This is a genomic window from Streptomyces sp. NPDC091371, from assembly GCF_040684275.1.
Lineage (GTDB): Bacteria > Actinomycetota > Actinomycetes > Streptomycetales > Streptomycetaceae > Streptomyces.
In genome coordinates, this window is sequence record NZ_JBFBFP010000004.1 from 41938 (window position 1) to 56729 (window position 14792).

The window sequence follows — 14792 nt, forward strand, 5'->3', positions numbered from 1 at the left end:
GTCATCGTGGACCGCTGGGTCCGGTGGGCACCCCCGCGTCGGGATCGGATCCGTCGGGGTCCGCCCCCTCGGGCTCCGCGCCGGGCGGGGCCTCGGTGGCTCCCGGTGCCGGGCCCGATCGCACCGGGTCGGGCTCCGGACCGGTGCCGGCGCCCGCGCCGGATTCGGCACCCGGGCCGCGGGGCGCGGAGCCGGCCAACCCGGTCCACACCCCCGGGTCGGGATCGGATCCGGCCCAGATGAGGGGCGTCGCAGGCGCGCTGCCGTGATCCGGAACCTCACCGGTGCCCGCCGCCGCATGCCCGGTACCGGGCTCCGAATCGGGGTCCGTACCCGGGTCGGGGTCCGAACCCGGATCGGGCGGCGTGCCCGGGTCGGGGTCCGTGCCCGGATCGGGCGACGTGCCCGGGTCGGGGTCCCTGCCTGGATCGGGCGACGTGCCCGGGTCGGGGTCCCTGCCTGGATCGGGCGACGTGCCCGGGTCCGGATCAGGCTGCCCTCCCGTGCCGGACCCGGGTCCGCTGTCAGGGTCACCGCCGGGCTCCGGCCCCGGATCGGGGTCCGGATCGGGGTCCGGACCGCCCGCCGGCGCCGGGGCAACCCCCGCGTCCGGGTCACCGGCCGGCTCCGCGGCCGGGAGCAGGCCGACGGCCGGCGAGGTCCCCGGCCCGACGGACTCAGCGCCCCGAGCGGCTCCGATCGGCTCCCGGGCGGCCCGGGCGCCTGAGCCCATGGCGGCAGCCCCGACCGAGGTCGCCGGAACGCCCGCGTCCAGGTCCCGTTCCAGTTCCGGTTCCGTTCCGGCGGCCGTGGCCTCGTCCGCCTCCTCGAACTCCTCGAAGAGGCCCAGGGCTCCGTCGGCGGTCGGCGCGGGCGGGTGCACCGGCGGAATCCGCTTCAGCGTGCGGGCCACCGCGCGCGGCAGCGCGTGGGCCATCAGCAGCAACGGCGTACCGGGCACCGCAAGTTGTCCGACCCCGTCGGCGTACAGCCCCCGGACGTAGCCGCGTCCCGGCCCCCGTACGATCACCCGCATCAGCGGGACGTCCCCGGGCGGCCCCGCCAGCTCGGGCGGCAGCGGGTCCGGCAGTTCCGGGGCCACCAGGAAGGGCGCGATCCCGAGCCTGGCCGGGGTGTCCTTCGCCGTGCGGTACGCCTCGCGCACCGGCTCGGCGGGGAAGCCGCGGAGCACTCCATCGGCCACGATCACCTGGCCGCTCGGCAGCCGCACGCCCAGTTGCGCGGCCAGTGCGGGCAGCAGCGCCGCGGCGGCCCGCCGGTCGCCGTCCAGCGCGAGGACCGGAGGCCCCGATGCCGTGTCCAGGAAGGCGCAGCATTCGGACGGCGCGTCCTCGGCTCCGATCGCCACGATGACCGGCCGGTTGAGGCCCGCCTCGGGGACCACCGCGGGCAGCTCGGACCGGGGGACGGTCCACTCCCCGGGGGCTTCCTCGTCGGCTTCCCACGGCTCCGGCGGCACCGGCAGCCGGCGCCCGGCCAGCAGCACGGTGACATGGCCGTCGTCGACGAGCGCGGCGTACGGCCGGGCCGGCGCGGCCGCGAGCCGGGCGACGGCCAGGGCCCGTTCGGCGTCGCGCCAGCTCTCCGGGTCGCCGAGGCGCCGGACGAGCATCCGCAGCACCCTCCGGTAGCGCAGCCATGCGCGTACCGGCGAGGCGAACGCCGCTGCGGTGACCGCCAGTTCCCGCATGAGCCTGCGCCACGCCGCCCGCCAGCCACCCAGCTTCTTCATGACGAAGTACCGGACCAGCAGGAAGATCAGGAGCGCCGCACCGGTCACGACGGTCCATTGCACGATCACCGCGCGGTGATCGAGGATCCATCTGACCGGATCGATGGTGTTCACGCCGCCAGTTCCCGTCTCAGGGCGCGCAGGGCGTAATACGTACGGGACTTGACGGTCCCCGGAGAGACGCCGATCTGCCGTGCGGTCTCGCCGCCGGACCCGTCGCACAGGTGGATCCGGACGATGACCTCCCGGTGGTCGTCCGAGAGCCCGGTCAGCGCTTCGTGGACCACCTGCCGGTTCACCACCTGTTCCGCGAGGTCCCCGTCCGCGGCGCGGTTGAGCAACTGCGGCGGCACGGCCCCCATCGGCACCGAGCGGTCCCGGCGGTGCATGTCGATGGACAGGTTGCGGGCCACGGTGTAGAGCCAGGCGAGCAGCCGTTCGTCGTCACCCGGTCCGGTGACCGGTGCCTTCTTCCAGGCCCGCAGAAGGGTCTCCTGAACGATGTCCTCGGCCCGGCAGCGGTCCCCGTCGGTCAGCCGGCTGGCGTACCTCATCAGCAAGGCCCGATGGCGCTCGGCCGCCAGCGTGGACGGAGGAGAACCCGATGTACCGCGAGCTTCCGTCATCTTTGCCCCACAATCCATTGGAAGACAGCGAAGCGGCACCCTGAAGTCCCCTTGTACGGAGACCAGTTGCCCGGTGACACGCGGTCAACATAGAACAGAAATCGGATGTTCGGGCTTAGGAAAAGCTCAGATCTTCGCGAAGGCCGAAATGGCACATGCCAGGTCAGGGGGCGTTGGGCGGGTTTGGTCACTCTTGCCACGGGTGATCACCGAGCAGGACGCCGAGACGCCGCGGCCATCGGGTGTCAGCGGTTACCCTGGCGCCATGGTCCGCCGTTGACCGCACCATTCGTCGGATGAACCCGATCACGACGGAGCACCAGCCGTGGCGGGGCCGCGGAGCCACCGCGCCCGACCCCGCCGCCCAGCGCAGATCGACGATCAGTCTCCACCGTGACCAACCGAATGGAGCCTCAGGATCCATGACCCCGCAGCCAAGGACACCGTCGCAACCCGAACCCCCCGAGCAGAGTTTCACCGACGCCTTCCGCCGCCGGCCCGTTCGCGCACCTCGCGGCCTGACACCGGGACGCCGCGTCTGGACCACGTTGGGCTGGACGGTCGCGGTCTCCGTGCCCGTCTTCCTCCTCGCCTCGCTGGCCGGGACCGGTGCCCTCGACTTCGGTACCGCGCACGAGACCGCCGCCGTACGCGAGATACCCGCGGCCCCGCAGTCCCCCTCGCCGCGCACACAGCCCCCTTCTCCTTCCCCTACCCCCCAGGCCCCCACCAAGGAGGCCGCGGCGGAGGTCACACCGAAGGTCGAGCCGACGACCGGGCAACCCCCGGCCGTTCCGCCGCCGCCCGCCCCCGCACCGCCGCGAGCCACGCCGGCCGCGGGCCGCACCGCAGCCCCGGCCTCCGAGGCGCCTCTCCCCCAGGCGCCGGAAACCGCGGCGGGCACGGTCGCGCGACTCGCCGCAAAGACATCCGGGCGGCACATCTGCTACCGGGCCTTCGTCGAGGGCATCGGCTGGCAGAAGACGGTGTGCGACGGCGCCACGGCCGGCACCGAGGGACAGAGCAAGCGGATCAAGGCCCTCAACATCGCGGTGTCCGGCACGAAGGGCACGGCTGCCAACGCCTTCGTGTACCGCGAGGAGTGGAAGACCCCGTGGAGCAGCGCGGCCGACGGCATCGACATGTACATCGGGGGCACCGCGAAGGACTACCCGTACATGCTGGGCTTCGTCATCAACGTCGGCAACGGCTCGATCTGCCAGAACGCGCACGTCCGCAACCACGGCTGGGGCGGACTGGCCTGCCACGACCCGCGCGACCAGCGGCCCGAGCAGTTCATCTTCGGCGGCACCCTCGACAACGCCCTCTGGCTGGAAGCCGTGCGGTTCACGGTATGAGCGACCGGCGCCGCCGATGCGCCATCGTAGTCGCCGCCCGCACCGAGTAGAGGAGTCGGACGGTGAAACCCCGTCACCACACAGTCCAGGTACGAGTGGATATGGGTCTGCTGCAGGTGGGGCACGAGGTGTACCCCCTGCAGAGCATCTCCCATGTCGGAACCGGCGTAGTGGAGGTCGACAAACGCGCGGTATGGAGAAGATTCATCTCACGCACACTCATCTGCCTGGCAGTCGGCGGAGGTCTGGCGGCTTCGGTCGGAGCCGTCTGGACGCTCATCCCGATCGCCGCGGAGGTACTGCTGGTCCGGCAGCTCATCGCAACCATCCGCAAACCGGCCTTGCACGGTCTGATCCTCAGCAACTTCGGCACTCCGCACGACGTGGTGTGGTCCACGGACAGCCGGGAGATCCAGCAGCTCGTCCTCGAGATCACCAAGGCGATGAGCCACCCGGATGCCGCTCAGATGACCTACGAAGTGCGCCACGCCCGGCCGGGGTACCCCCGCGTACAGCACGGATCCGGGATCGTCGGCGGGGACAGCCCCGGCACACCGGCATGGGTGGCCGGTGCAAGGCCGGATTGGCCGAAGGAGCCGGAGGCCGGCACTGCGCCGCCCACACCGACCTCGGCGGACGAGGACTCCCGATTACCACCGGCGCCCCCCGGTACGGACTCCGACGCCGGGCTCTCGAGGGAACAGCGGTCCCTGGTAGTGGAGTTGGCCGAGCAGACCTCGCCCGGTCGGGAAGTACCCCTGCACGTGCAGATCATCCACGGCAGCAAACGGGGCGTGCGGCTGCGCCCCTTCCTCATCCATCCGCGTGACGGGGCCCGGGTGGTGATCACCATTCACGCGCCCGGCCTCGTGGTGATCGACGAGTTGCAGCAGGAACTGCACGTCATGCCCGGCCGGGACTCGGACGTACTGCGCTTCCGCTTGAAGGCCCCGACTCCGGGGCTGCACCAGGTGACCGTCCGGGCCTTCCGGGGCGGCACGTTCCTCGGCGAGGTGTCCTGTCAGATCTCGGTGGAAGTCGGCAGCGTCACGAGAGACGGTCCTCGGCACCATGCGCCGCTGCCGTCGATGGCGTTCGATCCCGGTGAGGTCACGCTCCAGGTCCTGAAGGACGAAGCGGCAGGCACATTCAGTTTCCAGTTGATCGGTGAGACCTTCTACGCGCCGGAGACCTTCCACTTCCGGGGCGGGGACCCCCGCAAGGCCACGGAGCAGATCTACGCCGAACTGAGGCGGGCGGCGAAGGACGCCGCGACGGGCGGCTCCGGCGGGGATGCGCCGCGCCTGCGCGGCCGGCTGCGCAATCACGGCGTACAGCTCTGGACATCCGCAGTGCCCCAGGCCGTACAGAGGCAGTTCTGGGACGAAGCCGACCGTGTCACGGCGTTCACCGTTCTCGGGGAGCACGACATCGTCCCCTGGGAACTGCTGTATCCGTTGAACGGGGGGTGGGAGGACCGGGGTTTCCTGGCCGAGTGGCTCCCGGTGGTGCGCCGGGTGTTGGGGCAGGACCGAGTCCGCAGCATCGGTTTGCCGGGCGCGGCGTTCGTGGTCCCGCCGGGTTCCCCTCCCGATGCCTGGGATGAAGTGGACTCTCTGCGCGCCAAGTTGGGGAAGGACGTGGCCGACATCGGCGTGCTGACCGAGCGCGCGGCGTTGACCGCACTGATCGAGGGCGGGCCGGCGGGCCTGATCCACTTCGCCTGTCACAACGCCTTCACCGGATCCGGCTCGTGCGTGTCCATGGCCGACGGGCCCTTCGACCCCATCGACCTGGCGTCGGCGGCACAGTTGCGCACTCTGCGCCCGCATCGGCCCCTCGTGTTCTTCAACGCCTGCCGAAGCGCCGGGGAGATCGACTGGTTCGGCGAGAGCCTCGGGTGGGCGCCCCAGTTCCTCAAGGCGGGAGCGGGCGCCTTCATAGGCACCCTGTGGCCCGTGCGTTCGCAATCCGCCTTGCAGTTCGCCGAAACCTTCTACGACCAGTTGTTCGCCCACGGGCAGCAGCTCGGCCAGGCTTCGCTCGCGGCCCGGCAGGCCATCCGCGACCTGCACGGAGGCGATCCGACGTGGCTGGCGTACGCCGTGTACGGCAGCCCGGCCGCGACAGCGCACATCACCGCATCGGAGGAGTGACACATGAACGATCCGGTCTTCGTCATCCACGGCGTCGCCAACCGCGACCGGGACGAGTTCACCGCGACCGTAGCCACGCTCGCCGCGGCGGCCGAGGTCGACATGGTGCCGGTCCACTGGGGCGACCTGGGTGCACGGGACCAGTTCATCGCCGCCGCGCTGCCCACCCACCGGACGGATCCGGACACCTTGCGCGACGGCGCGGGACCGGACCCCGTCGGGGCCGAGGACCTCGCCGCTTCCGTGCTCACCGGAACGACCGACGAACAGCGGCAGCTGGCGCAGGTCGACGCCGCCGTACGCGCTCAGCTGGAGGAGCAGGACGAGGGGCTGCGGGACGGCGGCCACCACGAGCTCGACCCCGATGAGATCCTCGAGTACGTGAGGGAGGCGTGGGCCGACACGGAGTGGCTCCGTCGCACCGACGACCCGCAGTTGCTGCGCGAGACCGGGGGCGCCCTGGCGCGGTGGCTCCTGGAGGAGCTCGATCCCGACGGGGACGACTCCTACCACGGACTGCGCGGTGGGAAGGCCGACCGCCGCGACCGTCTCCGCTCCCTGGTACGGCGTCGGCTCAACGATCTCGACCGTATCGCGGGCGCAAGCGCCCAGGCGGTGGGCGGCCGGCTGAATCACGCCGTGCGAAACCGGTTCGGGTCCGACGTCATGCGCTTCCTCGGCGACGTGCTCGTCTACCAGCGCCACCAGGCGGCCGTCCACGCCCGCGTACGCCAGGTCATCGACGAGGTGGACCCCGGCCTCGGGCGCAGCCCCTCCCGGCCCGTGCACATCGTGGGGCACAGCCTGGGCGGTGTCATCGCCGTCGACATGGCCACCGCCACCGTGCCCTTGTGGACCGAGTCGCTGATCACGTTCGGCTCCCAGTCGGCCTTCTTCCACGTGTGCGATCCCCGAGGGGGGCAGCTGACTCCGTATGGAGGCAGCATGCCCGTGCGGCTGCCCGCTTCCCTGAACCGCTGGACCAATCTGTGGGAGCCGCTGGACATGCTGGCCTTCGCCGCTTCCAAGGTGTTCCGGTTGCACGACGGCACTGCTCCGACAGACCTGCCCGTGCGTCACCATGCCAGCACCGGCATGTGGACCCACTCCGCGTACTGGGAGCTCCCCTACGTCGCCTCGGTCATCGGCGACGTCATGCGCCGGGGAAGGCCGGATCAGGCCCACTGAGCAGCACGTCAGGTACGGCGCGCACCCTGGCTCCCGATTCGGGCGCGGCCGGCCGAGGCCAGGGCGGCCGCTGCGTCCGCCAGATGTTCCGGCTGGGTCACGCAATATCCGGTGAAGCCCGCGCCCGCCGTCCGGATCGCTTCGCCCACGACCGCCACACGGTCCTGCGGACCCGGGCAGATCCCGCCGACCGGGCCGGGCAGGTCCGCGGCCGTCGAGGCCGCGGCGATGATCCTGTAGACCCAAGCGGCCGTGCTCTGCTCACCCAGCATGCCGTCCGTGAAGTCCTGGCAGGCATGACGACTGGTGAAGCCGAGCCTCACGACGGCCGGGTGGCGTGCCAGCGACGGCGCCCGGCGCAGCGCTTCGGTGCTGTCGATGACCGGCATCAGCGGGGTGCCCGGGCACAGTTCGGCGACCTGGTCGAGGTGCTCCGTTCCTGCCACGCACGTGACCATCAGCCCGTCGAACACGCCGGCCAGGCTGCGCAGCGCGGCTTCGGCCCCGGCACTGTCCGAGGGCCTGCGGACCAGCGCCCAGCACGGCCGCCCGGGCAGCACGACCACGTCGGGCACCCCTGCCGGGGCGCCGTCGCCACCGCCCGTCAGATCCAGGACGAGAGCGTCCGCGCGCAGCGCCCCGTCGGGCGTACGAACTCCGTTCCAGTGGGTCGGGGACACCATGAGGAAGGTGACGGGGTCGGCCGAGGTCCGGGTGAGCGGGATCGGGCGGTGGGACGGAAGCAGGCGCATGGGAGTCTCCATGGGGCGAACGACGCCGGCGGCAGCCGGCCGGGCTCGTTGCTTTCGCTGACGCCGCCCCCAGGGACCGCGGAAACCGGAAGTCAGGCGTCGCTGACTTCTACGGTCGAGCGACGGGCACGGTTCACCGGCCTGCCGACGCAGGGGCCAGGGCGGGACGTGTGCCGGGCAGTATGGCGTCGGCCTCGATCGTGGGACCGGCCGTCAGGTCAGGTTGAGCGCCCTGTGGATGGCGTCGCGTACCGAGTCGTCCGTCTCGTCCGCCAGGTGCCGGGTCAGGGCCTCGCGACGCCGGGCAGGCAGGCCCCACCCCTGCGGAGTGTGCGTCGTCATCAGGATGGCTGCGAGGGAGCGGACTTCGGGGACCGGATCGGCCAGTGCCGTGGCGAGCAGATCCCGGCCGCCTTCGCCCTGGGCGGCGAGTGCGCGGAGGATCGTTTCCCTGACGGCGGGGTGCGGCTCCGCGGTCAGCGCCCGCAGCAGTGTGCCGGGCAGGTGGGCGCTCAGGGCGGGGTGGGTGATGAAGGTGTAGGCGGCGGCTCGGCGCCTCGTGGGCAGTTCGTCGTGCAGGAGGGTGGCCACGAGCTGGTCTTCGCCGCCGGCCATCTGGTCGGCGAACCGGTTGAGGTCGCGGTGTCCGGTCAGGGTGAAGTCGAGCCAGCGCTCGTACCAGGACAGGAAGTCGGAGTCGGCGTGGAAGCGGGGAGCGAAGAACCCCTCGGCGTTGACTTCGACCAGGCGCCCGCGGCCCGGGCCCGTGACGACGAGCAGGGTGTAGTCGGTGCAGCCCCGGTAGACGACCGTGATCGTGCCGGGGAAGGAGCCCGTGAGCTCGCCTCGGTCATCGGGACCTGTGGGCACGTCCAGGTCGGGGACGATCGGGAACGGTTGGGCGAGCTGTCCCGCGCCGGCCCGCCGGACCCACCGCTCCATCGGCAGCAGCCCGTACGTGGGGCCGTATCCGCCGTGGCCGATCCGGGTGAGGAACTGGCGGAACTCCTCGGGCAGCCGGACCCCGTGGCGGTCCTCGAACTCCGAGATCTGTGCCTCGGTGAGCACGGGGCCGAGTGCGGCCTTTTCCGTGTCCGGGAGCAGGGCGAGCTTGGTTCGGATCCGGGTGATCCTGTTGTCCACCGGTACTTCTTCTCATGCCGAGAGATGGTTCGAGCCGCGAGCATAGTCCACGATCGGTGATCTGGCCCGTCTCTCCTCTCGGGAGAAGCGCGCTTCGTCAGGGAGCCCCGCACCCAGTGCGCAGCAGTAGCACGTTCCGGAGGCCTGGGCCGGTCGTTCCGCGTTTTCGGCAGGGCCGATGCGGCGATCCGGCGTTTCGCGCCCGCCGCACGTCAGCCGCTGCGATGCTTCCGCCGGTATCACCGGGCCGTCGCTCCCGCGACCGGTCCCCGATACCGGCGAAGGGTCGGCGGCGCCGTGGGGAACGGCGCTCCGGTTCTTCGTGCCGGAGCGTCCGGCGGCGGCTTCCCAGGGGTCTTCGTCTCCGGCCGCCGCCGGGCGGAGACGAGAGGGGGACACTTCGATGTCATCGACTGCCGTGTTAGGCAGACCGAGATCCCGGTGGCACAACCGGCTGCTGGCGGTGGCCGCGTCGTCCGCGCTGGCCGCGGGCTGCCTGACGGTTCTGGCGGTGCCGGCGGCGGCGGAAGGGGTGTGCGCCGCCCCGGTCGTGGCGGATGCCGTCACCACGATCACCTGTACGGCGGGGGGTTCCGGAAGCCTCACCGTGCCCGACGGGATGGCCGGCGCCGTGGTCACCCTCGACGGCGCCGGAGGCGGGAACGCCTCCGACGGCACACCGGGCGGCAAGGGAGCGCACCTCGTGGCGAACGTCCCCGCGACTCCCGGGCAGACGTTCAACGTCACCGTCGGCAGGCGCGGCGCCCATGCCACCGCGAACCTGCAGTTCGGCGCACCCGGGTCCGGCGGCGCCCTCGTCGTGGTGACCACGGCCACCAACACCCCCCTCCTGACGGCGGGTTCGGGCGGCGGCGCGGGCGGCCCCGGGATCGGCTCCCCGGCCTACCCGGGAGCGGCCGGCGGCGACAGCGGCAGTGCGGGCGCCGACGGCAACGGACTGGTCCCGGACGCTCAGGGCGGTACGGGCGGCGGCCCGGGCACCGACACCTCCGGCGGGGCGGCGGGGACCGGAGGGCCCGGCGCGGACAACGACGGCGCGGCCGGCTCCCCCGGCGCCTACCCGAACGGCTCCGGCGGCTCCGCCGCGCAGGGCGTCTTCAGTCCGACCGGCGCCGGCGGGCGCGGCGGAGCCGGGTACGGCGGCGGAGGCCGGGGCGGAGCCGGCGGCAGGTACGGAACCACCGGGGGCGGGGGCGGTGGCGGAGGCGGCGGGTCCAGCCTGGTCTCCGGCACGGTTCCCGGGTCACCGGTCACCCTGACCGACGGAGCCAACGCCGGAGACGGCCGGATCGTTTTCGCCTTCCACCGCGACGCGCCCACGGTCACCGCCATCAGCCCGGACAGCGGACTCGCCGCGGGCGGCACCGTGGTGACGGTCACCGGCACGAATCTGGCGGGCGCCGCCATCACCTTCGGCGCGGACAACCCCGCCACCGGCGTCTCCTGCACCCCGACCTCCTGCACCGCCGCCGCACCGGCCGGAACCGGCAGTGTGGACGTACGGGCCACCACCCCCGGCGGCACCAGCGCGGTGTCCCCCGCCGACCGCTACACCTACATCCCCGTACCGGTGTTGACCTCGCTCAGCCCGTCCGCGGGCACCACGGACGGCGGGACCGTCGTCACCGTCAACGGCACCGGCCTCGGCGGCGCCACCTCGCTGACCTTCGGCCCCGGCAACCCGGCCGGCGGCCTGTCCTGCACCGCGACCACGTGTACGGCCACCGCGCCCGCACACGCCGCCGGCCCCGTCGACGTGCAGGTCACCACGCCCGGCGGCACCAGCGCCGCGGTCGGCGCGGGCCGGTACACGTACCAGCTCCCGCCCGCCGACATCGACGTGGACCTGACCGCGCAGCCGGGGCTGAGCCTCCTCGTCCCGTACCTCACCTACACCCTGACCGCCCACAACACCGGCCCCGGTGCGGTCACTTCGGCCGCGCTCACCGCGACACTGCCGCCGGGCTCGTCCGCGACGGCCCTGTCTCCGGGGTGCACCGCCCTCGGGGCCACCGTCACCTGCGTCTACGGCACCATCGCCAACGGCGCCGCTTCGGCCAAGACGTTCCGGGTACCGCTGAGCCTGCTCTCGCTGGGCCGCGTCTCGGTCACCGCCACCCGGACGGTGTCCGCTCCGGCCGACCCCAACACGCTCAACGACAGCGCGACCGCCACCTGTACGGTCGTCTCCGTCCTCCTGGCCACCTGTCCCTGATCCCCGGACAGTCCCCCGCGGCCCCGCGAGCCCACCGGTTCGCGGGGCCGCGGCCGTTGGGGGTGTGCCCGGAGATTCCTTGACTTTGTCCGGCCGCTGATCGACCCTCGGCGCACCCCCGCCCGCTCGGGGTCCGGGGCCCCCACCGTGCGGAGGACACATGGGACAGCTCGACGGCAAGGTCGCGGTGGTCACGGGCGGTTCGTCCGGCATCGGCCTCGCGATAGCCGACCGCTTCGTCCGGGAGGGCGCCCGGGTGTTCCTCACCGGCCGGCGGGAGGCGGAACTCGCCGCGGCCGCCGCCGCATTGGGCAGCTCGGTGACCGCCGTCCCGGGTGACGTGACCCGGGAGGACGACCTCGCCCGCCTCTACGCGGCGGTGGAGGCCGCGGGCAGCCCCCTGGACGTCCTGGTGGCCAACGCCGGAGGCAGTCGGCCGGCCGGACTCGCCGATCTCACGCAGGAGCAGTTCGACCAGACATCGGACCTGAACTTCAAGGCCGCCTTCTTCACGGTCCAGGGGGCTCTGCCCCTGTTCGAGGACGGCGGCTCGATCATCCTGCTCGGCTCGGCCTCGGGCTCCGCCGGCTCCAGGCGCTTCGGCGTCTACGCCGCGACGAAGGCCGCCGTCCGTTCGATGGCCCGCAGCATGGCCCTGGAACTGGCCGGCCGCGGAATCCGCGTCAACACCCTCAGCCCCGGCCCGATCGCCACCCCGTCCTTGGCCCAGGCCCCCGCCGGGGTCATCGAGGAGGCGACGGGCCGCGTTCCGCTCGGGCGCCCCGGCCGCCCCGAGGAGGTGGCCGCCGCCGCGCTGTTCCTCGCCTCGCACGAGAGCAGCTACATCACCGGGATCGAACTCTTCGTGGACGGCGGCGCCCGCCAGGTCTGACCGGGAGGCGTCAGCAGCCGGTGGACCAGGTGTGGGAGCTGCCCCGGTCGTTGGCACCCGCGTGGTAGCCGACCTCCTGTCCGGGGGCCAGGCAGAGGGTGACCCCGCCGGTCAGCTCGCGGCCGTCGTAGACCTTGACGTGGTCCGGTACGCCGGGGCCGGAGACGCCGTGGTTGGCCCAGGAGGAGTCGACATTGGACATGTCGCCCTCCCACCAGTGGTCGTCGCCGCTGTGCTCGATCTTCATTCCGTCGAAGTTCGCGTCCGCCCAGACGCAGAAGTAGCCGCTGCGGCAGTCCGCCGCCTCGGCGCCCGCCGAGGTGGCGAGGATCGCGGCCGAGGTGATCAGAGCGGTCGCGAGGAGGGTGGTGAAGCGCTTCATGCGGGTGGGTTTCCCTTCGGTGGTGGGGTTTTGAGAACGGTGGTGGCTTCGGTGACGGCGTGGGCGCGCAGCCGCTGCCAGTCGGCGATCTCGGCGCGGTGGCGGGCCCGGACCTCGGCGAGGTCCCGGTGGGTGTGGTCCGCCTCGGGCCGGAGGTTGTTGACGACGACCGAGGCGCGGAACCAGCCGGGCTGGTCCCCGTAGAGGCGCTGCTGGGCGGCGGCCAGGCAGCCGTCGGTGTGGGCGCGTACGACGTGGCCGGTGGGCAGGGCGAGGGAGAGTTCCGCGGGGCCCGTACCGAACAGGGCCGCGCTGACCCGCCCGTCGCCGGTGCCCGACGGACGGCCCGGCGTGCTGCGCGGCGGGACGAGGCCCTGGCGGATGAGGCACGTGTCGGTGAGGCGCTGGACGGCTGCCTTGACCAGCTCGTCCGGGTCGCCGGCGGCCGGACCCGCGCCTCCGGCGGCGCAGCCCGTCAGGAGCGCGCAGGCCAGGGCGACGGCGGCCGGTCGCCGTCCGGCCGGGCGTAAGCGGCGCGTCCGGGCTGTGGGCAGTTCCTTGATCACAAGCACGCTGTCTAGTCGCCGGAGCGCCCCGCGCGACAGGGCAGGGTGCTCCGGCTCACCCGACTGGGTGCGCGTTTCACCCGGAGAAACGTTGCGGCGTGCCGGGTCGGGGGACGGCGTCCACACGACATCCACACGACTTCCGCGGAAAAGAAATTCCACCAACGGCTATCGGGATCCCGCTCGCTGGGCATGTTACGTGTAACCTCCCGCCACCGGCTGACGCTGCGTCACAGCGCTGCCCGGGCGGGCCTTCCGTCATTCTCCTCGGGAGGTACTACGCCATGCAGTCAGCAGTCCCCACCACGCCCCAGGCCCCCAGCCGCCGCAACCTCCTCGCCGGCCTCGGGCTGGCCGCCTCCGCACCGCTCCTGCTCGGCGCAACCCCTCGTACAACGACTGCGGCGGCGGCCCGCCCCGACGCCGCCGCCCCGCACGACTCCGGTTCCCGCACGGTCCTGCTGCGCGGGGCGGCTCTGGTGCTCACCATGGACCCGGCCGTCGGGCCCGGCCCGCTGGGCGCCCTGGACAATGCCGATGTGCTGATCCGGGGCGGTGCGGTCGCCGCCGTCGGCCGGAACCTCCAGGCCCCTATCGGCACCTGGACCCAGGACGTGTCCGGGAAGCTCGTGATGCCGGGCTTCGTGGACGCGCACACCCACCTGTGGCAGTCCGCCATCCGAGGCGGCTGTACGGACGGCAACCTCTTCGGCTGGTTCCAGCGGTGTACCGACGCGCAGCGCGGCCGGCTGACCCCCGCCGGCCTGCACAGCTTCGTCCGCCTCGCCGCCCTCGACGCCGTGCAGGCCGGGGTGACGACCCTGGTCGACTGGGTGGACATCTTCGCGTACGACCTGGTCGAGAGCTACGTAAGGGCCCTGGCCGGCACCGGTGTCCGGTTCACCTACGCGATGTACCCGCCCAAGCCCGACGGGGAGCTGGTCGCCCGGGTGAAGCGGGAACTCGTGGACCCGCTGCCGCTGGGCTCCTTCCAGGTCGCCACCCACGCGGCGCGCTCCGTCCGCCACCTCAACCACGCGCACTGGGAAACCGCCCAGGGGCTGGGCGTCATGCTCAACTCCCACGTCCTCGAACGCCCCGAACAGCGGGCTGACGACCCGCTGGGCGTCCTCGCCGACATCGGCGCCCTGGGCCCGCGCCTCCTGCTCAACCACGCGATCCACCTCACGGAGGACGAGATCGCCGCGGTCGCCGCCCACGACGCGCGGGCCGTCCACTGCCCGCTCAGCAACATGCGCCTGGCCTCCGGCATCATGCCGCTGCCCCGCTTCCGCCAACGGGGCGTCAAGGTCGGTCTCGGCCTGGACGGCGGAACCAACGACACCTCGGACTTCCATGCCCTGATGAAGACCGCCATCGGCCTCCAGCGCGCCCGCTCCACGGACGCCGGGGTCTTCCCCCAGGTCGAGGACGTCCTGCGGATGGCCACGCTGGGCGGCGCGGAAGCCCTCGGCATCGCCGACCGGGTGGGCTCGCTCACCCCCGGCAAAAGGGCCGACCTCGTCGTCCTCGACCCGGCCGCCCTCAACTTCGCACCCCGTTTCGACTGGGTCGGCCAGATCGTCTTCAACGGACGCCCGGAGAACATCGATGCCGTGTACGTCGACGGCCGGCCGCTGAAACTCGACGGCCGCCTCGTCGACGTCGACACCGCCCGCGTCGTCCACGAGGCCGAAGCCGCCGCCACCCGCATCCGGGCCGCCTGACCGGAACCCCCGG

General features: G+C 72.6%; 12 protein-coding genes. 6 read left to right on the forward strand and 6 right to left on the reverse strand.

What is annotated here, in order from left to right; genetic code table 11:
• Position 1: 1 nt before the first annotated feature.
• Positions 2–1867, reverse strand: coding sequence for a hypothetical protein (locus AB0O21_RS07020; protein ID WP_365167209.1), 1866 nt, complete (start codon positions 1865–1867; stop codon positions 2–4).
• A complete protein-coding gene (locus tag AB0O21_RS07025; protein WP_365167211.1) occupies positions 1864–2379 on the reverse strand; it encodes a sigma-70 family RNA polymerase sigma factor in 516 nt (171 codons plus the stop codon). The genes AB0O21_RS07020 and AB0O21_RS07025 overlap by 4 nt, the downstream gene beginning before the upstream one ends.
• Before the next feature lie 422 nt (positions 2380–2801).
• Between AB0O21_RS07025 and AB0O21_RS07030 the strand changes: the two genes are divergently transcribed.
• From AB0O21_RS07030 to AB0O21_RS07040, 3 genes are all read left to right on the forward strand, one after another.
• Positions 2802–3737, forward strand: coding sequence for a hypothetical protein (locus tag AB0O21_RS07030; RefSeq protein WP_365167213.1), 936 nt, complete (start codon positions 2802–2804; stop codon positions 3735–3737).
• A 101-nt stretch (positions 3738–3838) separates the two neighbouring features.
• A complete protein-coding gene (locus tag AB0O21_RS07035) occupies positions 3839–5893 on the forward strand; it encodes a DUF6232 family protein (protein ID WP_365167215.1) in 2055 nt (684 codons plus the stop codon).
• A 3-nt stretch (positions 5894–5896) separates the two neighbouring features.
• Entirely contained in the window at positions 5897–7081 is a 1185-nt protein-coding gene (locus AB0O21_RS07040; protein WP_365167217.1) for a hypothetical protein, read from the forward strand.
• Positions 7082–7089: 8 nt separating this feature from the next.
• Here the strand turns inward: AB0O21_RS07040 and AB0O21_RS07045 are convergent, their stop codons facing one another.
• Both AB0O21_RS07045 and AB0O21_RS07050 read right to left on the reverse strand, forming a co-directional pair.
• Complete coding sequence (locus AB0O21_RS07045; RefSeq protein ID WP_365167220.1) at positions 7090–7833, reverse strand: hypothetical protein; 744 nt, start codon at positions 7831–7833, stop codon at positions 7090–7092.
• A 213-nt stretch (positions 7834–8046) separates the two neighbouring features.
• On the reverse strand, positions 8047–8976 hold the full coding sequence (locus tag AB0O21_RS07050) for a HEAT repeat domain-containing protein (protein WP_365167222.1): 930 nt from the start codon (positions 8974–8976) through the stop codon (positions 8047–8049).
• A 418-nt stretch (positions 8977–9394) separates the two neighbouring features.
• On the opposite strand from AB0O21_RS07050, the gene AB0O21_RS07055 reads away from it, so the two are divergent.
• Together AB0O21_RS07055 and AB0O21_RS07060 are read left to right on the forward strand one after the other, a co-directional pair.
• Entirely contained in the window at positions 9395–11212 is a 1818-nt protein-coding gene (locus AB0O21_RS07055; protein ID WP_365167225.1) for an IPT/TIG domain-containing protein, read from the forward strand.
• A 160-nt stretch (positions 11213–11372) separates the two neighbouring features.
• Entirely contained in the window at positions 11373–12104 is a 732-nt protein-coding gene (locus AB0O21_RS07060; protein ID WP_365167227.1) for an SDR family oxidoreductase, read from the forward strand.
• A 10-nt stretch (positions 12105–12114) separates the two neighbouring features.
• Here the strand turns inward: AB0O21_RS07060 and AB0O21_RS07065 are convergent, their stop codons facing one another.
• Entirely contained in the window at positions 12115–12486 is a 372-nt protein-coding gene (locus AB0O21_RS07065; protein ID WP_365167230.1) for a peptidase inhibitor family I36 protein, read from the reverse strand.
• Positions 12483–13052 carry a hypothetical protein gene (locus AB0O21_RS07070; protein ID WP_365167748.1) on the reverse strand — a complete coding sequence of 190 codons (570 nt, stop codon included), beginning with the start codon at positions 13050–13052 and terminating at the stop codon, positions 12483–12485. Before AB0O21_RS07070 ends, AB0O21_RS07065 begins: the two co-directional genes overlap by 4 nt.
• Before the next feature lie 284 nt (positions 13053–13336).
• Here AB0O21_RS07070 and AB0O21_RS07075 point away from each other — a divergent pair, with 284 nt between their 5' ends.
• Positions 13337–14779: an amidohydrolase family protein gene (locus AB0O21_RS07075; protein ID WP_365167233.1), complete on the forward strand. Its 1443-nt coding sequence runs from the start codon at positions 13337–13339 to the stop codon at positions 14777–14779.
• The last annotated feature ends 13 nt before the right edge of the window (positions 14780–14792 follow it).